This window comes from Sphingomonas sp. 1185, from assembly GCF_040544655.1.
In the GTDB taxonomy this organism is placed as follows: domain Bacteria; phylum Pseudomonadota; class Alphaproteobacteria; order Sphingomonadales; family Sphingomonadaceae; genus Sphingomonas.
Genome location: NZ_JBEPKL010000038.1, coordinates 1 through 23,574 on the forward strand (window position 1 = coordinate 1; position 23,574 = coordinate 23,574).

Below are 23,574 nucleotides of genomic sequence, written 5' to 3' on the forward strand. Positions count from 1 at the left end.
TCGCCACACGCTACGACAAAACCACCCAGTCCTACATCGGCTTCGTTAGCCTCGCCTCAGTCCTGCTCTGGCTACCCTTTGTCCACGATGCCTAGCGCAGCTTGGGTGAGGGGTTGAGCGAGCCAAAGGGCTCGCGCGCTCGCCAAGCGAGCGCCCACCCCTCACCCAGCTCCGACTAAGCCTTTGCTTTCGCAAAGGCCAAGTCTGCGCAACCCTCTCCCCTCTGCGAGGGGCGAGGGAGGGAAAGGGCATCGGTGAATGGCGATCGACCCTGGTGGTGCCTGGACTCCGGCCTCCGCCGGGATAGGGGCTTGAGATAACCGGTTTCCCTTGGCCTTCGACTTCGCTCAGGCTGAACGGAGGTTGGGGGATGCCCCACCCGCCGACCGGGAATGGGTGATCCATCCCCCGCCCGTTCGCGCTGAGCGAAGTCGAAGCGCACGCCCCGCCCCCGCCACGAAACCCTAGTCGCGCGCGCCGCCATCTGCCACATCTGCACGCATGAGCCGTACCTCTGCCACCGCCGCCCCCGTCGCCGAGTTGACCCTTCGCGGGATCGCGCTGGGCGGGATCATCACCCTGCTGTTCACCGCCGCCAATGTCTATCTCGGCCTCAAGGTCGGGCTGACCTTCGCAACCTCGATCCCGGCGGCGGTCATCTCGATGGCGATCCTGCGCTATCTGCCGAACAGTTCGGTGCTGGAGAACAATATCGTCCAGACAGTCGCCTCGGCGGCGGGGACGCTGGCGGCGATCATCTTCGTGCTGCCCGGCCTGGTCATGATCGGCTGGTGGCAGGGTTTCCCCTATCTGCTGACCGCCGGGATCACCGCGACGGGCGGCATATTGGGCGTGATGTTCTCGGTGCCGCTGCGCCGTGCGCTCGTGGTCGACACCGACCTGCCCTATCCCGAGGGCCGCGCCGCCGCCGAAGTGTTGAAGGTCGGCGCAGGCAGCCGCGAGGGCGAGGCGGAGAGCGCGGTCGGGTTGCGGCTGATCGTCGTCAACGCGCTCGCCTCGGCCGGGTTCGCGATCCTGACCCAGACCAAGCTGGCGGTGGCCGAGGCGGCGGTCTTCTTCCGCACCGGCGCGGGCGCGACCGGGATCGCGGGCGGGCTGTCCTTCGCGCTGATCGGGGTCGGGCATCTGGTCGGGCTGTCGGTCGGCATGGCGATGCTGGCGGGGATCGCGATCGGCTGGTGGGGGGCGTTGCCGATCCTGACCGCCATGGCCCCCTCGACCGGGCCTGTCGCCGAATGGGCGGGCAGCATCTTTTCCCGCGACGTGCGCTTCCTGGGCGCGGGCGTGATCGGGGTGGCGGCGATCTGGACGCTCCTCAAGATCATCGGGCCGGTCGTCGGCGGCATCCGCTCGTCGCTGGCCGCCGCCTCGGCCAGGCGCGACGGAGCGGTGCTGGCGGTGGGAGAGCGCGACCTGCCGATCGGGATCGTCGCGGCGGTGGCGCTGGCGACGCTGGTGCCGATCGCCGGGCTGCTCTGGTCGGTGATCGCGGGCGGGCCGCTGGCGGTGTCGGGCGTCGCGCTGATCGGTGGCGCGCTGCTCTTCATCCTGCTGATCGGCCTCGTGATCGCGGCCGTGTGCGGCTATATGGCGGGGCTGATCGGCGCGTCGAACAGCCCGGTGTCGGGGATCGGCATCCTGTCGGTCCTGGCCGCCGCGCTGCTGCTGGTCGGGCTCTTCGGGCGCGGCACCCCGCCGGAGACGACGCAGGCGCTGGTCGCCTATGCGCTGATCGTCACCGGCGTCGTGTTCGGCGTGGCGACCATCTCAAACGACAATCTCCAGGACCTGAAGACCGGCGAGCTGGTCGGCGCGACGCCGTGGAAGCAGCAGGTGGCGCTGATGATCGGCGTCGTCTTCGGCAGCCTGGTGATCCCGCCGGTGCTCGACCTGCTCAACGCGACGCTGGGGTTCGCGGGTACGCCGGGCGCGGGCCCCAATGCGCTGTCCGCACCGCAGGCCGCTTTGATCTCAGCCCTGGCCAAGGGGGTGCTGGGCGGTGATCTCAACTGGACGATGATCGGCGTCGGGGCGCTGATCGGCGTCGGCGTCATCATCGCCGACGAAGTGCTGGGCAAGCTCGGCTGGCTGCGCCTGCCGCCTCTGGGTGTCGGGCTGGGCATCTATCTGCCGATGACCGCGACGCTGCCCGTCGTGCTGGGCGCGGTCATCGGCCATGGCTATGACCGCTGGGCGCGGCGCAGCGCCAATCCGGAGACGGCGGAGCGGCTGGGCGTGCTGGCGGCGACCGGGCTGATCGTGGGCGAGAGCCTGTGGGGCGTGGGCTTTGCCGGAATCGTCTATCTGACCAATTCGGACGCGCCGCTGGCGCTGGTCGGCGACGGCTTCGCCACCCCCGCGCTGGTCGGGGGGACGCTGCTGTTCCTGGGGCTGTTGGCGGCGCTGTATCGCTATACGCGCCGCCAAGTCGTTACATTGCCGCCAGCAACTCGCTGATCTTCACGAAGGCGAAGCCGATCGAGCTGTCCGCGATGCCGTAAGGCAGGAACAGCGAGTCGCCGTGCCGGATCGCGCCGCACGAATAGACGACGTTGGGCACATAGCCTTCGCGGTCCTGGTCCTTGGCGGCCAGGATCGGCTGCTTCGTCCGACCCAGCACCTTGGAAGGGTCGTCCTTGTCGAGCAGCGCGGCGCCGATCGAATATTTGCGCATCGCGCCGACGCCGTGCGTCAGCAGCAGCCAGCCCTCGTCCGTCTCGATGGGCGGGCCGCAATTGCCGATCTGCACCAGCTCCCACGGATAGACGGGGGTCAGGATCTTCTCGCCCTCGTCCCAATGGGTCAGCGAGTCGGACTTGAGCAGGAACAGATTCTCGCCGTCCTGCCGCCCGATCATCATATATTGCCCGGCGACCTTGCGCGGGAACAGCGCCATGCCCTTGTTGCGCGCCGCCGAGCCGGTCATCGGCACGAGGTCGAACGCGCGGAAGTCGCGGGTGCGCATCAGTTCGGACTGGATGCCCGAACCGTCATAGGCGGTATAGGTGCCGATCCACTCGACCGCGCCGTCGTCATGCGTGAACTGGACGATCCGCATGTCCTCCAGCCCCTTGGACTGGGCCTGGGTGATCGGGAAGATAACCGTGCCCGACAGCGTCGAGTCGCGGTGGCGATGCACCGTGACGGGGCCGCCCGGCACATCGTCGTCGCCCCAGCCATGCACGTCGGTCGCGGTCGCGAAGGGCGGCTCTGGCGCAAGGCGAAGCTGGTTCTGGTCGTTGATGATGCCTTCGCGAAAGGCGACCGAGGAGATATGCCCCTCGCCCACCGCGCGCATCGACATCAGGATACGCTGCGACCCCGGCTGGATGCCGGTCTGGTCGAAATGCGGCACCGCCGACGGGTTCATCAGCGCCGCCGCCGCATAGCTGTATTCGTGGCAGAAATAGGCGCCGATCAGCTGCCGCTTCTCGTCGCTGATCATCGCGCCGTCCAGCTTCAGCAGATCCTCGATCTGGTCGTAGCGGGTCATGAAGACGCGCCGCGTCTGCCAGTGCCGCGCCTCGAAATCCTTCAGCACGGTTTCCAGCTGGTCGCGCGCTTCCTGCGGCGTCATCGCCAGCACCTCGCCCACCAGCCGTTCGGTCCGGCTGGGCGGCGCGCCATTGCCACCGCCCCAGGCGATGTGAAACGGCCGCACCACGACGCGGGAAGGATCGGCATGAAGCCGCAGCCGGTGGTTGAAAAGATCCATCGCGCTACCGTCTCGCCACTTTACCCAAAACGCTCATCCCATCCCCCATGCTGGACGCATCAGGCGATGTGACGATCGGCTCCTGCCATGGATGATGCGGAATGGCAAAGGCTGGCGATCGCGCAATTGGCGAGTTGCAGGGCCAGGATCGACTCCGCGCCCTGGTTGCGGTTGAGGCCGGTCGGCATCAATCCGTCGAAACAGCCGCCGTCCTGCGCCGTCGCCAGCGGCAGGTCGAGGTCGTTCAGGCCCAGGAACCAGCCATAGGCGCGCTCGCCCTCGGCGATCCAGCGCGGGTCGCGGGTCGCGACATAGGCGGACTGACAGGCCTCGACCGTCGCCTGCGCCTCCAGCGGCTGCTGGTCGAACTGCAACGGCTCGGCATAGGGGCGACCGAAGCTCTCGCTGCCGACCGCGCGGAAACGGCCTTCCGGCGAGGTCTGCTTGGCGACGATCCAGTCCAGCGTGGAAATGCCGCAATCGATCAGGTCCTGACGCCCCAGCGCGCGCCCCGCCTCGATCAACGCCTGCGGCACGCGGGCATTGTCATAGGCGAGCACGATCTCGAACCACTGCCATTCGGGCCGCCGCGCTTCTTCCAGCAGCGCCAGATGCAGCGGGGGCAGCTTTTCCAGGATGGTGCGGGCCAGCTGATGCCCCGGCCGCGCCTCGAGCATGGCGGCGGCGCCCAGCATCGCAAAGGCCTGGGCCCGCAGCGAACCGAGGTCGAGCGCCAGAGAAGCGGTCGCATCGAACCACATCTGCGCCCAGTCGCGGTGCTTGGCGAGCTGCGCATCGCGCGCGGCAACGCCCAGCGCCCACAGGGTACGACCGTTGGAATCCTCCGACCCCACATCCTCGCACCAGCTGCGGTCGAACCGCATGAAGTTGCGATAGCGCCGCGCTTCGGGATTCCAGGCATATTGCAGGAACGACGCGTAGATGGTGGTCCATTTGTCACGCGTGACGGGATCGATGCCGGGCGCCTGGGTCATGAAGATCAGCGCGCGGGCATTGTCGTCGATGCAATAGCCGTGGCGGCGATCGGGCACCGAATAGATGGCATGCTGCAACATGCCGGTCGAATCGCTCATCCGCTCGACGGCGGCCAGATCGGGGGCCAGCGGCTTGATCGTCGGCGTATGGCCGGTGGCGATGCGGCGCGGGCGGGTGGTGATCGCGGTGCCGATCTGCTTGATCGCCGCCTCGGCCAGACGCGGCCAGATCATCGTGCGACCCCGCGCATAGGCACGCTGCGACAGCCGCTCGCGCGCCGTGTCGTCGCCCAGCAGCCGGTCGATCTCGCGCGCGAAACCCTCGACGTCGCCGAAGGGCACGAGCACGCCGTGATCGTCGTCCAGTATCTCGGCGGCATGGACATAGGGGGTGGAGATCACCGCCTTGCCGACGCCGACCGCATAGGACAGCGTCCCGCTCGTGATCTGGGCGGGGTTGGTATAGGGCGTGGCGTAGATATCGGCGGCCTGGAGATATTCGATCAGGTCGTCATGGTCGACGAACGCATCGACGAAGGCGACGTTGTCCGCCACGCCGCGCGCCTCGGCCAGCGCCTTCAGCCGGTCGCGATAGGCTTCGCCCTCATGCGCGATCAGATTGGGATGGGTCGCGCCCAGCACGACATAGAGGAGTTCGGGATGATGCGCGGCGACGGCGGGCAGCGCCTTGATGATCGTCTCGATCCCCTTGTTGGGCGCCAGCAACCCGAAGGTGAAGACGACCTTGCGGCCTTCCCAGCCGAACCGGGCCTTCAACATATCCGGCGAGATCAGTTCGCGGTCGGGCACGCCGTGCGGGATCATCGCGATCTGGCGCGGATCGGCGCCATAGACGCGCTTGAGGATGTCGCAGCCCTTTTCCGCCATGACGATGATCTTGGCGCAGCGGCGGAGCAGCCCCTCCATCACCCGGCGTTCGTCGGCCGAGGGCTTTTCGAGAACCGTGTGGAGCGTCGCGATGACGGGCAACGTGGTACGGTCGAGCAGAGCGAGCAGATGCTCGCCCGCCGCGCCGCCATAGATGCCATATTCGTGCTGCACCCAGATGGCCTGCGCGCCGCTCGCCTCGATCCGGCGGGCCATGTCGATATAGGCGGAACGCTCATTCTGCGGAATGGCGGCGGTCACGGCCGGGGGATAGGCGTAGCGGCCGGGGTGATCGTCCATCGCATAGACGTCGACCGCCAGATTGGGAAAGCGATCGCGAAGGGCCGAATAGACGTCGGTGGTGAATGTCGCGAGCCCGCATTGCCGGGGCAGGAAGTTTCCGATCAGCGCCAGTCGTTCGATCACGGTTCCGTTCGCATCCGCCATATTGCCAGTCCTTGAAGCACGACATGTCGGGGCGGGTTTCCCACCGGACACATCGTTTCAAGGTTAACCCGCATTTGGCAGGAAGGTTGCAGACCGTATTACATATTTGCTGCACCGCAACCGTGTCAGGCGACCGGGCGCTGCAAAGGCCCGGTCTGCCGATGAAAAGGGCCCCTCAGGCCCCTGTTGCGAAGCGGAATGTCCTATCGAAAGGGATTGTGCCGGGGCGAGGGCTTCTTGCCGTCGAACATCCGGTACAGCGTCCATTCCTCGACGATCTTCTTGCCGGGCAGATAGCACAGGCCGAGCTGCGACCGGTCCGGCAGCGTGGCGTTGACCGAGCGGCCGCCCATCTTCTGGCAGAAGACCGATGCCGGGTTGGGCATGGCCTGCGCCGCGGTCGGCAGGACGGCGGCGGCAAGACAGAGGGGAAGGGAAGCGGCGATCATCAACCTGGTCTTCACGACGGAACCTCCATTCTGTGAGGCGCCCCGTCTAGCATGGCCCGCTGAACCCTCGCTGACCGGCCCGGCCGGGGGTGGTCAGCCGCGGCCGCGATAGCCCGCGACGCCCTGGTCGGGCAGCCACAGATCGGCGGGCGGGGCCGAGGACTGCCAGAACACGTCGATCGGAATGCCGCCGCGCGGATACCAATATCCGCCGATGCGCAGCCAGACCGGCTTCATCTCCTCGAACAGACGCTCGCCGATGCCGACGGTGCAATCCTCATGGAAACCGGCATGGTTGCGGAAGCTGCCCAGGAACAATTTCAACGACTTGGACTCGACGATCGTCTCGCCGGGCACATAGTCGATCACCAGATGCGCGAAGTCGGGCTGGCCGGTCACCGGGCAGAGCGAGGTGAACTCGGGTGCCGCGAACCGGATCAGATAGGTGCGCCCCGGTCGGGGGTTGGGAACATAATCGAGCACCGCCTCTTCCGGGGAAGCGGGCAGCGCGCTGGTCTGGCCGAGATGCTTCATGAAAGGCCATGTAGGACAACCATGCCCGAATCGCCAACGCTGATCCCGATATTGGGCGATCAATTGTCGATGAACCTGTCGTCGCTGGAGGGTGCCGATCCCGAAAGCGCGGTCCTGTTGATGATGGAGGTGGCGGACGAGACGGCCTATGTCCGCCATCACAAGGCCAAGATCGCCTATATCCTGTCTGCGATGCGCCATCATGCCGAGGCTTTGCGCGAGGCAGGCTGGACGGTCGATTACGTCCGGCTGGACGACCCCGACAATGCGGGCAGCTTCACCGGCGAGGTCGCACGCGCGGTCGGACGCCACGACCCCGCGCGAATCGTCGTCACCCAGGCGGGCGAATGGCGCGTCGCCGCGATGCTGGAGGCGTGGGAGACGATGTTCGGCATCCCCGTCGACATCCGTCCCGACACCCGCTTCATCGCCAGCCAGGCCGAGTTCGAGGCCTGGGCGGAGGACCGCCAGGAACTGCGCATGGAGTATTTCTACCGGCTGATGCGGCGCAAGACCGGCCTGTTGATGAAGGACGACAAGCCCGAGGGCGGCAAGTGGAATTACGACGCCGACAACCGCAAGCCGGCGCCAAAGAAGGACACGCCCCCCGAGCCGTTAAAATTCGCGCCCGACGCGATTACCCGCGACGTGCTGGAACTGGTCGCCGCGCGGTTCGACAACCATCCCGGCTCGCTCGACGGCTTCGCCTATGCGACCACGGCGGAGGACGCGCAGAAACAGGCCGAGGCGTTCATGGCCCACGGCCTGCCCAAATTCGGCGACTATCAGGATGCGATGCTGACCGGACAGCATCAGCTGTGGCACTCGGTCCTGTCGCCCTATATCAATTCGGGGCTGCTCGACCCGTTCACCCTCTGCCGGATGGCGGAAGGCGAATATGAGGACGGGCGTGTCAGCCTCAATTCGGTCGAGGGCTATATCCGCCAGATCATCGGCTGGCGCGAATATGTGCGCGGGCTCTACTGGCATGTCGGGCCGGACTATGTGAACCGAAACGCCCTGCGCGCGACCCGGCCGCTGCCCGGCTTCTACTGGACGGGCCGGACCGACATGCACTGCATGGCCGAGGCGCTGGGCCAGACGCTCGACACCGCGCATGCCCATCACATCCAGCGGCTGATGGTGACGGGCAATTTCGCCATCCTGATCGGCGCGGACCCGGCGGAGGTCCACCGCTGGTATCTGGAAATCTATATCGACGCCTATGAATGGGTCGAGCTGCCCAATGTCGTGGGCATGAGCCAGTTCGCCGATGGCGGCATCATCGCCTCCAAGCCCTATGTCTCGTCGGGGGCCTATATCAACCGCATGTCGGATTATTGCGGGGCGTGTCGCTATGACGTGAAGCAGCGGGTGGGCGAGGACGCCTGCCCGTTCAACGCGCTCTATTGGGATTTCCTGGCGCGGCACGAGGAGCGTTTCGGCGAGAATCCGCGCATGGCGATGCCCTATCGCAACTGGAACCGGATGGCGGAGGAAGACCGCCAGGCGATCCGGGCGCAGGCGGCGGGATTCCTGGAGGGGTTGGAATAGCGAGATTCTCGTGGCCTTCGTCTTCGCTCAGAGTGAACGGAGCGAGGAATAACCTATACTCGCCTCTGGCCGCTCCCCTCCCGCAAGCGGGAGGGGATGGGGGAGGGTCTGGAGTCTCACCGAGACCAGCCCCCGTGGCCCTTGCCCCTCCCCAACCCCTCCCCCTGCCGGGAGAGGGGCTTTAGCTTGGCTTGCGACCCCGCCCCGAACACGCCTAGGTACGGCACTCGACCAAGGGGACCCCAGGATGCCGCCACTCATCAACCCGGACGAACTCGCCGCCATCGCAGGCGAGGCGGATGTCCGCATCGTCGACGTCACCTATTTCCTCGACGACCCCAGCGGCGAGCGGGCCCGCGCGACCTATGAGACGGGACATATTCCCGGCGCCCGATTCCTACCGCTGCCATCGCTGGCCGATGCGGAAAGCGATCTGCCGATGACCGTGCCTCAATCGGATGCCTTCGCGCATATGATGAGCACGGCCGGTATCGGCCACGCCGATCGAATCGTGATCTATGACAATGCGCCCTCCCACTGCTCGACCCGCCTGTGGTGGCTGCTGACGCTGTTCGGCGCCAAGTCGGTCGCCTTGCTCGACGGGGGGCTCAGGGCATGGCAGGCCGCTGGCTTGCCGGTGGAGCAAAGGGCTCCAGAGGCGTGCGCGACGCCGGGGCTGTTCATCGCCCATGCCGACCTCACCCGCGTGCGCAGCCTGCGCGAAGTCCGTGACCATGTCGAGGCGGGCGATGCTCAGATCGTCGACGCCCGCTCGCCCGGCCGCTTCGCCGGGGCCGAGCCCGAACCGCGCCCCGGCGTCGAGCCCGGCCACATCCCCGGCGCGATCAACCTGCCCTATTCGCGGCTGTTCGAGGCCGATGGCCGTTGGAAATCGCCGGATGCCATCGCCGCCGCATTCGCCGCCGCTGGCGTCGATCCGACCAAGCCGATGGTCGCCACCTGCGGCTCGGGCGTCACGGCTTGCGTCCTCGCCTTCGGCGCGGAGCGGATCGGCGGGATGATGCCGGTCTATGACGGCAGCTGGACCGAATGGGGCTCCGACCCCAGCACCCCCAAAGCGAAAGACGCGTGACGCCGATGACCGACCACGACCTGCCCATCAAGCCCGCCACCCGTCTGGTCCAGGCGGGCCGCCGCGCGGAATGGACGAAGGGGGTGGTCAACGTCCCCGTCTGGCGCGGCTCCACGGTTCTCTACGACAATGTCGCGCATATGCGCGCCACCGGTGCGGGCAACTTGCACGAAAAGCTGTTCTATGGCCGCAAGGGCCTGCCGACGCAGTGGTCGCTGGCCGATGCGCTGACCAGCCTGGAGCCGGGCGCGGAGGCGACCTTCCTCTATCCCTCGGGCGTGGCGGCGATCGCGGCGGCGTTGCTGTCGGTCCTGTCGCCGGGCGACGAATTGCTGCTGGTCGACAGCGCCTATGACCCGACGCGCGGGCTCGCCACCGGGCTGCTGGCGCGGATGGGGATCACCACGCGCTTCTACGACCCGTTGGTGGGGGCGGGCATCGCCGAGCTGATCGGTCCGGCGACCCGCGCGATCTTCCTCGAAAGCCCCGGCTCGCTCAGCTTCGAGGTGCAGGACATTCCCGCCATCGTCGCCGTCGCCAAGGCGCGCGGGATCACCACGATCCTCGACAATACCTGGGCGACGCCGCTGTTCTTCCCGGCGATCGAGAAGGGCATCGACCTGACGGTGCTGGCCTGTACCAAATATGTCGTCGGCCATTCGGACGCGATGCTGGGCTCGGTGACGGCCGCGCCATCGCACTGGGCGGCGCTTCGCGACACCAGCTTCCAGCTGGGCCAGGTCGCCAGTCCCGACGACGCCTATCTGGGCAGCCGGGGCTTACGCACCATGGGCGTGCGGCTGGCGCAGCATCAGCAAAGCGCGCTGACCATCGCGAAATGGCTCGCCGAACAGCCGGGGGTCGCGCAGGTGCTGCACCCCGCGCTCCCCTCCTGCCCCGGCCATGCGATATTCGCGCGCGATTTCCTGGGGTCGAGCGGGCTGTTCGCCTTCGTCCTCGACGGCGGCAACGATGCGGCGCGCACCGCGATGCTCGACGGGCTGGCGCATTTCGGGCTGGGATTCAGCTGGGGCGGCTATGAAAGCCTGGCCATCCCCGCCGACCCACACCGCTATCGCAGCGTTACCAAACGCGATTTCGCCGGGCCGTTGATCCGGCTCCAGATCGGGCTGGAGGACACCGACGACCTGATCGCCGATCTCGACCGGGGGCTGGCCCGCTTCCGGGCCGCGCGCGGGTGACGCTGGTCGAATGGCTTCAGGCGAGCGGCATCGAACTGCCGACCCGCGTCGAGGCCATCGAGGCCGGGGTCGCCTCCGTCCTGACACTCGCCATGCTGGCGGGCGGCGTGGTCGCGGGGCGCAAGCTCGGCCCGCATGTCGCGGCGCTGGTCCAGCGTTTCGCCGCGACCCATGGCGAGGCGCTGCAGGCGCGCATCTGTGCGATCACCCGCCATCTGGCCGCCGCCCTCCTGCTGATGACGCTGGGTGCGATCTGGCCGTGGGAGCCGCTGGCGGGCGTGCCCATCGGGTTGGCGCTGGGCAGTTCGGTGGCGCGGGCGGGGTTCCAGTTGCTGCGCGGGCTGAACCTGCCGCGCTGGCTGGCCTGGGTCTTCGCCACCGTCTGTTTCGTCGCGCTGTTCAGCCGCGAGATCGGCGGGCTGGAGCCGGTCACCCGGCTGGCCGAGCAGATCGGCTTTACCGTGGGGTCGCGGCGATTCTCGGTGATGCTGCTGGTGACGATGCTGGTCACGGTCGTCGCCATCCTGGCACTGACCCGCGCGGTGACGCGGATCACCGAGCAATGGATCGGCCATGCGCGCGGGCTGGACCCGACCCAGAAGCTCCTGGCGCAGAAGCTCGCCAGCATCGGCATCGTCGTCATCGCCTTCTTCTTCGCCATCGACCTGCTGGAGATCGACCTGACCAGCCTGGCGCTGTTCTCCGGCGGCTTCGGCCTGGCGATCGGCTTTGGGTTGCAGAAGACGATCGGCAATCTGATCGCGGGCATCATCCTGTTGATGGATCGCTCGATCAAGCCGGGCGACGTCATCGCGCTCCAGAACGAGATCGGCTGGGTCAACAAGATCGGGGTGCGCGCGGTGTCGATCATCACCCGCGACGGCAAGGAGCATCTGATCCCCAACGAGAATCTGATGACCCAGGAGGTGGAGAACTGGTCCTATTCCGACCGCAACGTGCGCGTTCGCATTCCCGTCTCGATCGCCTATGACAACGACCTGAAGCTCGCGCAGGAGCTGATGCTGCGCGCCGCGCGCGAATCGCCGCGCGTGCTGAAAAGCCCCAAGCCGACCGTCTGGCTGATGAGCTTTGGCGACCATGCGCTCCAGCACGAGATACTGGCCTGGATCAGCGATCCCGAAAGCGGGGTCGGCAATGTCCGCTCGGACGTGCTCAACCGTCTGTGGTTCCTGTTCAAGGAGCATGGCATCGGCCTGCCCTATCCGCAGCGCGACATTCATATCCGTTCGCTGCCGGGCGGGGCGCGTCACGAAAATCTGGGGGCATGACCTGTGCTGTTTGCGCAACATCGCGTCACATGAAAGCCAACCTGCGTTAGATTATACTTGTGCAGCGCACCACGTCCTGCCAATTCTTGCTACCTCGCTACGGCAGACGGTCCGCCGGGTTTGACCCGACACGATAGAGGCCGCACCCATGCGGGGTTGCAGGTGAGAACATCGAATTTCCGTTTGAAAGGGAAACGATGCGCTTCTCCACGATCCTCCTCGGCGGCCTCTCGCTGGTCGCCGCGACGCCCGCCTTCGCGCAGGACAGCGGCACCGAAACCGCACCGCCCTCGCCGATCACGGTCAGCGGCAGCGCGGCGATCCTGACCGACTACCGCCTGCGCGGCATCTCGCAGACCAACAAGAACGCTGCGGTCCAGGCCGCGCTGACGGTCAGCCACGAAAGCGGATTCTATATCGGCACCTTCGCCTCCAACCTGGCGGGCTGGGGCACGTTCGGCGGCGCCAATATGGAGCTGGACGGCATTGCCGGGTACAAGCACAGCTATGGCAGCGCGACCGTCGATGCGGGCGTGACCTGGTACACCTATCCGGGCGGCGCGTCCGAATCGGACGTGGTCGAATTCTTCGGCCGCCTGTCGGGGACCGCCGGTCCCGCCACGCTGACCGCCGGCGTCTATTACGCGCCCAAGCAGACCTCGCTCGGCAACTTCTCCAACACTTCGTACAGCCGGGGCCAGCGTTGGGACAATCTGTACCTGACCGGCGACGGCGCGGTCGGCATTCCCAACACCCCGATCACCGCCAAGGCGCATATCGGCTATTCCAAGGGCAATCCGGGCCTGGGCCCGAACGGCACCAGCCTGTCGCCGACGGGGCAATATTGGGACTGGTCGCTGGGCGCCGATGTCGCGGCGTACAAGAACTTCACCTTCAACGTGTCCTATATCGACACCGACATCACCAAGTCGAAGGCCGCCTATATCCAGCCGAACTTCTCGCAGGGACAGGTGCCGGGGGGCGCCTCGATCTCGGATGCGACGGTGGTCTTCTCGCTGACCGCGGCGTTCTAAACGACGAAATGGCTTTTCGGGGGTGAAGGGGCGGCGCCGGCAACGGTGCCGCCCTTTTGCTGTCCGATGACATTCCCGTCACTGGCATTGCCGCTGTCCGGGCCTTAGAACATTCCCCTGGCCCGGCTCCGGTGTCCGGGACATCAGGGGAGCATCGCCACATGCCTCAGCCATCACGCCCGACCGCCTGGACCGCCACGTTGCTGGCGACTGTCGCGATACTGACCCCGGCCCTGCCCGCCCGCGCGCTGACGCCGATCGCGCCCGGGGGACAATGGCTGATCCGCTGGATACCGGGCGAGGTCCGGTGCGAGGGCGCGGTGGTGAGTGCGCAGATGATCCGCCGCCCATGGAATTCGCTCAGCTGGGCGCCGCGCACCCCGCAGGACTCGGTCACGCTGCGCTTCGCGATCAATGCGAGCGGCCGACCGATCTCGATCACGCGCCAGGGCACCGGCTATGCCCCCCTCAGCGAGGATGTGGCGCCCGCCTTCACCGCCAGCCGGTTCGCGGCGGGGGCGCCCCATTCGGAATGCAGCGTGACCTATACCCCTGGCGGCTCGCCCCTGGCCGACGCCGATCCGGTCGAGCTGATGGCCTATACGATGCACCCGATGTCGGGGGTTCTGCCCCGCGCGGGCTGGGACCGGATTCGCGCCGGCGCGGGCGATTGCCTCACCGCCCCCTACCCTGCGCCGTTGATCCGGCATTTCCCCGATTTCCAGGCGATCCCCGCGACGCCTGGCGCACCCGACTGGTCGATGGTCCGCTATGATCTGGACAAGGGCGGCAGACCGGTCGGCGCGGCCATCCTGGTGGGCACTGGCAATGCCGCGCTCGATAAGGCTTCGCTGATCGCGGTCAACGCCTCGCGCTTCACCAAGGGCGCGCGGACCGGCTGCCTCTATCCCTTCCGCCGTGCGCCCGCCACGCTACCCGCGCCGGACATGCCCGCGATGATCCGCGATACCAAGATGCCGGGCAACTGCCCCGAGGATCATGGCTGGGCGACCCCGCCCAGGCTATTCTTCGCCGAAGCCTATCGCCGTCGCTCGATCGAAGGCTGGGCGGTCGTCGCCTATGACGTCGCGCCCTGGGGCGAGATCGGCAATCTGAAGGTGATTGCCGCCCAGCCCTCCAGCGATTTCGGCGAGCAGGCGATCTCGGTCCTGCGCACCGCGCGGTTCCCGGCGGGCGGACAGGGCTATACCGGCTGCGTCGACCGCGTCCGCTTCAGGATCGGGCCGGAGACCATGGCCTATGCCGATGGCGAAGGGGCTCCGCCGCCCGCTTATTGAGGGGCGATCCGGGCGCGCATCCCCGCGATGAAAAAAGGGGCCGGAACGCATATTGCGCCCCGGCCCCTTCCCTCTCGAACCTGTCGCGGGATCAGCGCGTGCCGGCGGCGGCGCGCGCGTCCTGGCCGTCACCCTCGGGCGCCGCCACGATGTCGCGGGTGGTCGCACCCTTGTCGACGACGTTCGTGCCCGGATCGCCGACCGAGGAGCGGATGCCCGCATCGGCGCTGTCGCCGCCGGCATTCTGCACCAGGCCATATTCGGACTGGCTGCGTGCCGCCTGGCCGCCGAACAGCGCATCGAGCGTCTGCTGCTGGTTGCTACGCGCCTGGACGGGCGCGGCGCCCGGCTGGGGCGGGACCAGCGCGAAATCGGGCGGGATGATCAGCGAGGGCTGACGCGCGACGGCGAACTCGTCGGGACGCGCCCGGTCGAGGCCGCGCCCGGCCCCACATCCCGTCAGCAACGCGGCGCAGGACAGACCTGCGATGACGGGCACCAACTTACGCATTGCTCTTCTCCACGGGAGCAGGCCGATCGCGCACGAGAAGCGCGCGCGCCAGCAGAACCAGAACGCCTATCGTAATCGCTGCATCGGCGACATTGAAGACCAAAAAGGGCCGCCACTCGCCGAAGTGCAGATCGGCGAAATCGACGACATAGCCGAACCGTACCCGGTCCAGGATATTGCCCAGCGCCCCGCCCAGCACGCAGCCGAGCGCGACCTGGTCGACCGGGTTGCGCTCGCGCGTCATCCAATAGCCGACTGCCAGCGCGATCGCCCCGGTCATCGCGACCAGCGCCCAGCGCGAGGCGTTGCTGTCGGCGGTCAGCAACCCCAGCGAAATGCCGAAATTGGGGACGAAGCGCAGGTTGAAGATCGGCGCAATCTCGCGCACGTCGCCGAGCGACCGCAGGCCCATCGGCCCGGTGATCGCCCATTTGATGACCTGATCGAGCAGGAACAGCGCGACCGCCGTCACCAGCCCCAGCCGGGGGAACTTAGCCATGCGCGACCACCTCGGCACAGCGCCCGCACAGCTCGCCGTCCACCGCCACATCGGGCAGATGACGCCAGCAGCGACCGCATTTGTGCTTCGTGGTGCGCGTCACCGTCACCGTATCGGCCAGCGCCACATCGGCGACGATGAATGCCTCGGCCAGCGCATGCGGCTCGAGCGGCAGCGACGGCACCGTCACCTCGGCCTCGTTGGACGAGCGCACGGTCTTTTCGCGGCGCAGCGGCTCGATCGCCTCGGTCACCTGCGCGCGCAGCCCGCGAATCTCGGCCCAGCGCGCCATCAGCGCCTCGTCCTCGCCCAGCTGCGGCAACACCGGCCATTCGAGCAGATGGACCGAACCGTCCTCCGACGGATAGCGCGCCTGCCACACTTCCTCGGTGGTGAAGCACAGGATCGGCGCAGCATAGCGGACCAGCGCATGGAACAGGATGTCGAGCACGGTGCGATAGCTGCGCCGCTTGGGATCGGTCGCGGCGTCGCAATAGAGCGAGTCCTTGCGGATATCGAAGAAGAAGGCCGACAGGTCCTCATTCGCGAAATCGGTCAGCGCGCGCAGATAGCGGTTGAACTCATAGGCGTCCGCCGCCCGGCGCAGCTCGGTGTCGAGCGCGGTCAGCCGGGCCAGGACGTAACGCTCCAGCTCGGGCATCGCGTCGAACGAGATGCGCTCCTCTTCCGTGAATCCGTCGAGCGCACCGAGCAGATAGCGGAAGGTGTTGCGCAGCTTGCGATAGCTGTCCGAGGCGGTGGCGAGCACCTCCTTGCCGATGCGCACATCCTCGAAATAATCGGTCGAGGCGGTCCAGATGCGCAGGATGTCGGCGCCCGACTCGCCGATGATCTTCAGCGGATCGACGACATTGCCCAGCGACTTGGACATTTTGCGCCCCTGCCCGTCGAGCGCGAAGCCATGGGTCAGCACCGCGTCATAGGGTGCGCGCCCACGCGTGCCGCACGACTCCAGCAGCGACGACTGGAACCAGCCGCGATGCTGGTCCGACCCTTCGAGATAAAGGTTCGCGCGCGTGCCCTCGCCGTACCGCGCCTCGATCACGAAGGCATGGGTCGAGCCCGAGTCGAACCACACGTCGAGAATGTCGTTGACCGGCTCGAAATCGGCAAGGTCGTAATCGGCGCCCAGCAGCGCCTGATGGTCGGCGGTGAACCACGCATCCGCCCCGCCTTCGCGGAAGGCGTCGAGGATACGGGCATTGACCGCCTTGTCGGCCAGATATTCGCCGGTCTGGCGGTTCACATAGAGCGCGATCGGCACGCCCCAGGCGCGCTGGCGGCTGATGACCCAGTCGGGGCGCCCCTCGACCATCGAACGGATGCGGTTGCGGCTGCGCTCGGGCACCCAGCGGGTCCGCTCGATCGCGTCGAGCGCGGTCTGGCGCAGCGTCGCGCCATTGCCCAGCGGCACGGTGAGGAGCGGCGTCACGCCCGAGATCGGATCGACATTCGCCATGGCAAGCGTCGGATCGACCGGTGCCTCGGCGCGGTCCATCGGAATGAACCATTGCGGCGTGGCGCGGAAGATGACCTTGGCCTTCGAGCGCCAGCTATGCGGATAGCTGTGCTGGAAATCGTCCGACGCCGACAGCAGCGCGCCGACTTCGCGCAGGTCCGAACAGATCGGCCCATCGGCGGAGACGAACTTCTTGTTGATGACGCTGCCCTGGCCGCCCAGCCAAGCCCAGTCGGCGCGATAGGTGCCGTCGCCCTGCACCGCGAAGACCGGATCGATCCCATGCGCCTTGCACAGCAGGAAGTCGTCCTCGCCGTGATCGGGGGCCATGTGGACCAGGCCCGTACCCGCGTCGGTGGTGACGAACGCGCCCGCCAGGAACGGACGCGGCCTGGCGAAGAAGCCGCCAAGCGCGTGCATCGGGTGCTTGGCGGTCGCGCCTTCCAGCACCGGCCCCTTCACCAGACCGATAAAGCCCTTCATCGTGACGCCGGTGCGCTTGGTGAAGGCGGGCAGCAGCGGCTCGGCAACCAGATAGCGGCGGCCATCGCATTCGAAATGCAGATAGTCGATCGCCTCGCCATAGCTCAGCGCCTGGTTGACCGGGATCGTCCAGGGGGTCGTCGTCCAGATGACCGCCAGCGCGCCGACCAGATCGGGATATTCGGGGCAGGATGCGACCTCGAACCCGACATCGATCTGGGTCGAGACGATGTCCTCATATTCGACCTCGGCCTCGGCCAGCGCGGTCTTTTCGACCGGCGACCACATCACCGGCTTGGCGCCGCGATAGAGCTGGCCCGATTCGGCGAACTTCAGCAGCTCGCCCGCGATCACCGCCTCGGCGTCATAGGTCATGGTCAGATAGGGGTTCGCCCAGTCGCCCATGATGCCCAGCCGCTCGAACTGCGCCTTTTGCGTGCCCACCCAGGTGTCGGCATAGGCGCGGCACTCGGCGCGGAACTGCGCGACGGGCACCTCGTCCTTGTTCAGCTTCTTGGCGCGATACGCCTCCTCGACCTTCCACTCGATCGGCAGGCCGTGACAGTCCCAGCCGGGGACATAGGGCGCGTCCTTGCCCAACAGGGTCTGCGAACGGACGATGATGTCCTTCAGCACCTTGTTGAGCGCATGGCCCATATGGATGTCGCCATTCGCATAGGGCGGGCCGTCATGCAGGATGAACCGCTCGCGCCCGGCCCGCTCGCGGCGGAGGCGGTCGTACAGCCCCATCTTGGCCCAGCGATCCAGGATCGCCGGTTCCTTGGCGGCAAGCCCCGCCTTCATGGGGAAATCGGTCTTCGGCAGGAAGACGGTGTCGCGATAATCGGGCGCGTCGGTCATAGGGGACACGCCCTTAACGACTTTAGGTTAACACGTCATGCCGGATTATGCACGGGCGAGAATGTCGCGCGCGCGGGCGCAATCGCCGTCCATCTGCGCGATCAGCGCGTCGAGCGTATCGAACTTCGCCTCGGGCCGCAGATAGTCGATCAGCGCGACCGACAGGGTCCGCCCGTACAGATCGCCCGCAAAGTCGAAGAAATGCGGCTCCAGCAATTCCTTGGGCGGATCGAAGCTGGGCCGGATGCCCAGATTGGCCGCACCGTCCAGCACCCGCCCGTCGTCCAGCGTCCCGCGCACCGCATAGATGCCGTAAGCGGGGCGCAGATAATGCCCCATGTCGAGATTGGCGGTGGGATAGCCGATGGTGCGGCCCAGCTTGTCGCCATGCTGGACCACCCCCTCTATCGCGAACGGCCGGGTCAGCAGCCGGGCCGCCTCGCGCGGGTTTCCGGCGATCAGCGCGGCGCGGATCCGGCTCGACGAGACCGGCTCGCCGTCCAGCGTCACCGGCGCGACCGTCTCGACCGAGAAGCCCTGCCGCCGCCCCCATTCGCGCAGGGTCGCGACCGTGCCGCTGCGCCCCCGGCCGAAGGTGAAGTCCTCGCCGGTCACGACGCCGCCGACCCGCAGCGCGCCCAGCAGCCGCTGCTCGACGAATTCCTGCGCGCTCAGCGCCGCCAGCGCGGTGTCGAAGCCGAACACGACCATCGCATCCACCCCGGCCTCGGCGAACAACCGCTCGCGCTGGTCGAGCGTGGTCAGGCGGAACGGCGCGGCGTCGGGCTTGAACAGGCGAATCGGATGCGGATCGAAGGTCGCGACCAGCGCCGGACGCCCCTCGGCACGCGCGCGCGAAACCGCGGCCCCGACCACCGTCTGGTGGCCGAGATGGAATCCGTCGAAATTGCCCAGCGCGACGATCCCGCCGGCCAAATGGGCCGGAACGGGGCTCACGCCATCAAGACGCTGCATGGGCGCGCGCTATAACAGGCCCGCGCAAATTGGCTAGGCGCGCGACACGACGCGATTGCCCTGCCCCGCGCTGGCCACCGCGCGAAAGGCCTCGGCCCGGTCGAGCACCTCCGGCAGCTCCGCGCCCTGCCCCATGGCGACACCCGCCGACAGGGTGACGACCCCGATCGGCTCGCCCGATCCGCGCAGCCGCAGCGTGCGCGCCAGCATCGCCCCGCGCGCCTCCTCCATCATCATCGCCAGATGCGACAGCGGGCGGCCGCGCAACAGCAGGACGAACAGATTGTCCTGCCAGCGGATGATGTCGGCACCGACACAGCTCTGGCGCAGCGTCGCGACGAAGGCCCGCACGACATTGTCCGCCACCGACCGGCCATATCGCGCCTCGATCGCGTCGAGATCGTCCAGCCCGCAGCTTGCCAGGACATAGCCATGCGCAAGGTCGGGCAGCTCCGCGATCATCTGGCGCGCGCCGGTCGGGGTCATCACGCCGGTCAGCGGGTCGACATCCTCGTTGCGCGGCACCGTGTCGATCCGGTCGCGCAGCGCCGCGATATGGCCCGACAGCTCGGCCAACTCCCGCTCGGTCTTCGCGATACGCGCGATCAGCTGTTCGAGCAGACCGGCCACGTCGCCCGCGCTCCTCGCCTCCGCATCCCGGTCCACGTCGGACAGCGCGGCCATGTCGCTGGTGAAGTCGCGGGTGATCTGTCGCGCGTCGGTGGTCAGCGACTCGAGCCGTTCGGCCTGGACGCCCAAATCGCGCTGCCAGGCCTCATGGCTGTGCCCCGCCTCCTCATGCACGCGCAGCAGCGGGCGGAGCGAATCGACATCGTCGGGCGTGAGGCGGACGCCGCCATCGGTCCGCCGCGCGACCTCGCGGCCCAGCACGCTGCCGGGATGGCGCAGGGCGTGAAGCGCCACCGCATGGCTGTCGGGCGTATGCGCCAGCCGGTGCGCCTCCAGGAACAGCATGGCCTCCCGCTCGGCATCCCATCGTTCCTCCGCCTGCCGCTGCGCTTCCCAGATCATGCGATCATGCCCGTCCGATAGGATCATCGCGCCTCATGATCGACGCGCCCGCCCGTCATAGAAGGCTTTGCCGCGCTTGCCGATGCCCATCGCGCAACGGACAGCGGAAATCCCGGTCAGCCGATCATCGTCTCACCAGTGAGACAAAGGCATAAGCGGGACGCCCCTCTTCGGCCGGATGCGTCTCGCGCCGGGTCTCATGCCATCCGGTAAAGGCGGGGACCACCGCATCGCCCTCGGGCTCCGCGTCGATCTCGGTCAGTTCGATCCGGTCGGCGCGGGGCAGGAAGAGCGCGAAGATCTCCGCGCCGCCGATCACCGCGACATCGCCCGATCCCGCCAGCGCCAGCGCCGACTCGACGTCATGCGCGACCTCGGCCCCCTCGGCGCTCCAGTGCGGATCGCGGGTCAGGACGATGTGCCGCCGTCCGGGCAAGGGCGCCGGAAAGCTCTCGAAGGTCTTGCGGCCCATGATCATCGGCTTGCCGATGGTCTGCGCCTTGAAATGCTTCAGGTCGGCGGGGAGGTGCCAGGGGAGCTGGCCGTCGCGCCCGATCACGCCGTTGCGCGCCCGCGCCAGCACGAAGACGATCATATCGCCACCGCCGCCTTGATATGCGGCTGTGCGACATAATCGTGCAGGACGAAATCCTCGGGCTCATAGCCGTCGATCGCATCGGGTTTGCGCACGATCTCCAGCCGGGGCAGCGCGCCGGGCTCGCGGCCCAGCTGGGTGCGCGCCTGGTCGAGATGGTTCAGGTACAGATGGCAGTCGCCGCCGGTCCAGATGAACTCGCCCACCTCCAGATCGCATTGCTGCGCCAGCATATGGGTCAGCAACGCATAGGAGGCGATGTTGAACGGCACGCCCAGGAAGATGTCGGCCGAGCGCTGATAGAGTTGCAGCGACAGCCGCCCGTTCGCGACATGCGTCTGGAACAGGCAGTGGCAGGGCGCCAGCGCCATGGCGTGCAGGTCGCCGGGGTTCCAGGCGGACACGATCTGGCGACGCGAGGCGGGCTGGGTGCGGATCTGCTCCACCAGCTCGGCGATCTGGTCGATATGGCGGCCGTCCGCCGTCGCCCAGTCGCGCCACTGCTTGCCATAGACGGGGCCGAGATCGCCCTGCGCATCGGCCCATTCGTCCCAGATGCTGACCTTCCGCTCCTGAAGCCAGCGGACATTGGTGTCGCCGCGCAGGAACCATAAAAGCTCGACGATGATCGAGCGCAGGTGGAGCTTCTTGGTGGTCAGGGCGGGAAAGCCCTGGGCCAGATCGAATCGCATCTGATGGCCGAACACCGACAGGGTGCCGGTGCCGGTCCGGTCCATCTGTTGCACGCCGTGGGTCAGAACCCGGTCCATGAGGTCGAGATATTGCCGCATGGCCCGGGCCTAGCGCCGCGCACGCCCCGCGCCAAGCGCGACCGGAACGGTGCGGGCTGAAGATGCTTTCGACGCCGGGGTGAAGCAGGGCCGGGAATGCCCGCCCTTCTCCGCCCTCCCTTGCGAATCCGCACGCGCCAGGATGCGTGTCGGCTGTTCGCGGGGCTGGACCGGACCGGCGGCGAGGCCCTGGGGATCGCCTTTCTGGGTTCGGAACGGACCTTGTTGGGATTGCGCCATGTCGCGGGCCATGCCGATTCGGTCGGCGTCCCCCTGGCGCGGGTGGCGCGCGACGCGATCCTGCTGGCGGCGAAGGCGGTGGTGATGGCGCACAACCATCCGGACGGCGATCCCCGCCCCAGCGCCGCCGATCTGACGCTGACCCGGCGGCTGGCGCAGGGGCTGGCGGCGCTGGACGTGAAGCTGCTCGACCATCTGATCCTGTCGCGGGGCACGGTGGTCAGCCTGCGCGATCAGGGGATGTTATGAGGGCCGATCAACGCCGCGCTCCGTTCAGAAGGAGAATCGCACGCGCCCGACCAGCCGGTCGCCCGAATGCCGCGCATCGGCCAGCGGGAAGGCCGATGCCGCCCGCTCCGACACGTCGGTGCCGACATAGTCCAGCCCCAGCGTCACCGGTCCCGCGACATGCTCCACGCCGATCCGCCAGTCGCTATAGTCGCCGCCGGGCCGCAGTCGGGCGGCGCGCGCGGCATTGTCGGTCTGGCCGGTCGAATGGCCGACCCCGGCCAGCACGGTCCAGGGCGTGCCCGGCACGCCCGCCTGCGCACCCGCATGGAGATAGAGATTGTCGCCGCCGATCGCGTCCTGCGACGGGGCGTAATCCGCGCCGGCGTTCAGCTGGACCGGCCCCAGCGTATAGGAGGCGGCGCTGCCGAGTTCGATATAATCGGCGTCGAAGCCCGCGCCGCCGAACAGATGCCCCGTCACCCGGCCGCGCAGCGTCACCGGCCCGACCAGCGTGCTGGCACCGAGCGTCAGGTCGCCGACCAGGCCCGCACCGCCATGACGGTCCGATTCGCGCAACGCCACGATCCGGCCGCTCGCCTCCAGCGCGCCACGGGTCGCGAAGATGTCGGCGGAGGGCGACACCCGCCCCCCGCTCCAGCTCAGGCCACGGCGATTCTCGTCGCTGTCCAGCTCGACCCCGATGGCGGGGCGATCCTGCGCGGTGGCGGGATGCGCCGCGACGATCGGGGCGAGCATCGACGCCGCCGCCGCCCACAGGGCCTTGTGCGTCATGGTCATCCGGCGCGCGTCTCGGCATGGAGACGATCCATCTCGGCGCGCAGCGTGGGATGATCCTCCTGCGCCACCGCCTGGACATGATCGCGCACCGCGTCCTGGCGCTGCGCCACCTCGCGCGCGATCGCCGCGCGCTGGGTGCTGCACCAGCCCGGACGGCTGCCCTCGATCACGCCGTCACGCGCCGCGCTGCGGCTCAGGGTCGTGCCGGTGGTCGCCCGCGCCTCGCGATGGACGGTCACATTGGCGCTCCACAGGCACCGCAGCGTCGAGGGGCGGCCGCCGGTGGCCACCGCGCCGATCTGTTTATGGGTCACGCCGACATCGGCGCTGTAGCGGACCGCGACCGGCCCGGAATGATGGTCCAGCTGCATCCGATGCTCGATCGCTCCATCGGATGCGGCGGCGGTGCCGAGCACCAGCCCGGCGATCAACAACATGGTCATGGTCTTCTCCTTGGCGTGCCCCGGCCCATGCTGGCCGGTGGCGTATCGGCCCCGTGCGGGACCGATGACCGATCAATACATGACAGATATGTCATGTTCCAAGTCTGTCGGCGCAA

The 23,574-nt window shown here is 67.7% G+C and carries 21 protein-coding genes; 8 read left to right on the plus strand and 13 right to left on the minus strand.

Going from position 1 to position 23,574, the window contains the following annotated elements; genetic code table 11:
* Positions 1-501: 501 nt before the first annotated feature.
* Positions 502-2,478, plus strand: coding sequence for an OPT family oligopeptide transporter (locus tag ABIC44_RS17950; RefSeq protein WP_354296798.1), 1,977 nt, complete (start codon positions 502-504; stop codon positions 2,476-2,478).
* On the opposite strand, the gene ABIC44_RS17955 is transcribed toward ABIC44_RS17950, so the two are convergent.
* From ABIC44_RS17955 to queF, 4 genes are all read right to left on the minus strand, one after another.
* A complete protein-coding gene (locus ABIC44_RS17955) occupies positions 2,453-3,736 on the minus strand; it encodes a glycoside hydrolase family 130 protein (RefSeq protein ID WP_354296799.1) in 1,284 nt (427 codons plus the stop codon). The genes ABIC44_RS17950 and ABIC44_RS17955 overlap by 26 nt on opposite strands.
* A 59-nt stretch (positions 3,737-3,795) precedes the next feature.
* Positions 3,796-6,066, minus strand: a complete 2,271-nt coding sequence (locus tag ABIC44_RS17960; protein WP_354296800.1) for a glycosyltransferase family 4 protein — start codon at positions 6,064-6,066, stop codon at positions 3,796-3,798.
* Positions 6,067-6,269: 203 nt separating this feature from the next.
* Positions 6,270-6,530, minus strand: a complete 261-nt coding sequence (locus tag ABIC44_RS17965; RefSeq protein WP_309692333.1) for a DUF333 domain-containing protein — start codon at positions 6,528-6,530, stop codon at positions 6,270-6,272.
* A 78-nt stretch (positions 6,531-6,608) separates the two neighbouring features.
* Positions 6,609-7,049, minus strand: coding sequence for a preQ(1) synthase (queF, locus tag ABIC44_RS17970; protein ID WP_007403692.1), 441 nt, complete (start codon positions 7,047-7,049; stop codon positions 6,609-6,611).
* A gap of 21 nt (positions 7,050-7,070) precedes the next feature.
* On the opposite strand from queF, the gene ABIC44_RS17975 reads away from it, so the two are divergent.
* The 6 genes from ABIC44_RS17975 (at position 7,071) to ABIC44_RS18000 (ending at position 14,519) form a co-directional block, all read left to right on the plus strand.
* Positions 7,071-8,603, plus strand: coding sequence for a cryptochrome/photolyase family protein (locus ABIC44_RS17975; RefSeq protein WP_354296801.1), 1,533 nt, complete (start codon positions 7,071-7,073; stop codon positions 8,601-8,603).
* 247 nt (positions 8,604-8,850) lie between these two features.
* A complete protein-coding gene (locus ABIC44_RS17980; RefSeq protein WP_354296802.1) occupies positions 8,851-9,696 on the plus strand; it encodes a sulfurtransferase in 846 nt (281 codons plus the stop codon).
* Positions 9,697-9,701: 5 nt separating this feature from the next.
* Positions 9,702-10,898, plus strand: a complete 1,197-nt coding sequence (gene metC, locus ABIC44_RS17985; protein WP_354296817.1) for a cystathionine beta-lyase — start codon at positions 9,702-9,704, stop codon at positions 10,896-10,898.
* Positions 10,895-12,187 carry a mechanosensitive ion channel family protein gene (locus ABIC44_RS17990; protein WP_354296803.1) on the plus strand — a complete coding sequence of 431 codons (1,293 nt, stop codon included), beginning with the start codon at positions 10,895-10,897 and terminating at the stop codon, positions 12,185-12,187. The genes metC and ABIC44_RS17990 overlap by 4 nt, the downstream gene beginning before the upstream one ends.
* Before the next feature lie 197 nt (positions 12,188-12,384).
* Positions 12,385-13,221 (plus strand): TorF family putative porin, encoded by an 837-nt coding sequence (locus ABIC44_RS17995; protein WP_354296804.1) that lies wholly within the window; start codon positions 12,385-12,387, stop codon positions 13,219-13,221.
* A gap of 161 nt (positions 13,222-13,382) precedes the next feature.
* Positions 13,383-14,519, plus strand: coding sequence for an energy transducer TonB (locus tag ABIC44_RS18000; protein WP_354296805.1), 1,137 nt, complete (start codon positions 13,383-13,385; stop codon positions 14,517-14,519).
* A gap of 91 nt (positions 14,520-14,610) precedes the next feature.
* Here the strand turns inward: ABIC44_RS18000 and ABIC44_RS18005 are convergent, their stop codons facing one another.
* From ABIC44_RS18005 to ABIC44_RS18035, 7 genes are all read right to left on the minus strand, one after another.
* Entirely contained in the window at positions 14,611-15,030 is a 420-nt protein-coding gene (locus ABIC44_RS18005) for a DUF3035 domain-containing protein (protein ID WP_309699434.1), read from the minus strand.
* A complete protein-coding gene (gene lspA / locus ABIC44_RS18010; RefSeq protein ID WP_309692308.1) occupies positions 15,023-15,529 on the minus strand; it encodes a signal peptidase II in 507 nt (168 codons plus the stop codon). The genes ABIC44_RS18005 and lspA overlap by 8 nt, the downstream gene beginning before the upstream one ends.
* Complete coding sequence (gene ileS, locus ABIC44_RS18015; RefSeq protein ID WP_354296806.1) at positions 15,522-18,353, minus strand: isoleucine--tRNA ligase; 2,832 nt, start codon at positions 18,351-18,353, stop codon at positions 15,522-15,524. Before ileS ends, lspA begins: the two co-directional genes overlap by 8 nt.
* A gap of 45 nt (positions 18,354-18,398) precedes the next feature.
* Entirely contained in the window at positions 18,399-19,328 is a 930-nt protein-coding gene (locus ABIC44_RS18020) for a bifunctional riboflavin kinase/FAD synthetase (RefSeq protein WP_354296807.1), read from the minus strand.
* A 33-nt stretch (positions 19,329-19,361) separates the two neighbouring features.
* Positions 19,362-20,387 (minus strand): GGDEF domain-containing protein, encoded by a 1,026-nt coding sequence (locus tag ABIC44_RS18025; protein WP_354296808.1) that lies wholly within the window; start codon positions 20,385-20,387, stop codon positions 19,362-19,364.
* A gap of 97 nt (positions 20,388-20,484) precedes the next feature.
* Entirely contained in the window at positions 20,485-20,955 is a 471-nt protein-coding gene (locus tag ABIC44_RS18030; protein ID WP_309692298.1) for a dihydrofolate reductase, read from the minus strand.
* Positions 20,952-21,746, minus strand: coding sequence for a thymidylate synthase (locus ABIC44_RS18035; protein WP_307102582.1), 795 nt, complete (start codon positions 21,744-21,746; stop codon positions 20,952-20,954). Before ABIC44_RS18035 ends, ABIC44_RS18030 begins: the two co-directional genes overlap by 4 nt.
* A gap of 96 nt (positions 21,747-21,842) precedes the next feature.
* On the opposite strand from ABIC44_RS18035, the gene ABIC44_RS18040 reads away from it, so the two are divergent.
* Positions 21,843-22,235 (plus strand): JAB domain-containing protein, encoded by a 393-nt coding sequence (locus tag ABIC44_RS18040; RefSeq protein ID WP_354296809.1) that lies wholly within the window; start codon positions 21,843-21,845, stop codon positions 22,233-22,235.
* A 24-nt stretch (positions 22,236-22,259) separates the two neighbouring features.
* On the opposite strand, the gene ABIC44_RS18045 is transcribed toward ABIC44_RS18040, so the two are convergent.
* Positions 22,260-23,015: a TorF family putative porin gene (locus ABIC44_RS18045; RefSeq protein WP_354296810.1), complete on the minus strand. Its 756-nt coding sequence runs from the start codon at positions 23,013-23,015 to the stop codon at positions 22,260-22,262.
* On the minus strand, positions 23,012-23,458 hold the full coding sequence (locus ABIC44_RS18050; protein ID WP_307102577.1) for a hypothetical protein: 447 nt from the start codon (positions 23,456-23,458) through the stop codon (positions 23,012-23,014). Before ABIC44_RS18050 ends, ABIC44_RS18045 begins: the two co-directional genes overlap by 4 nt.
* Positions 23,459-23,574: the final 116 nt, after the last annotated feature.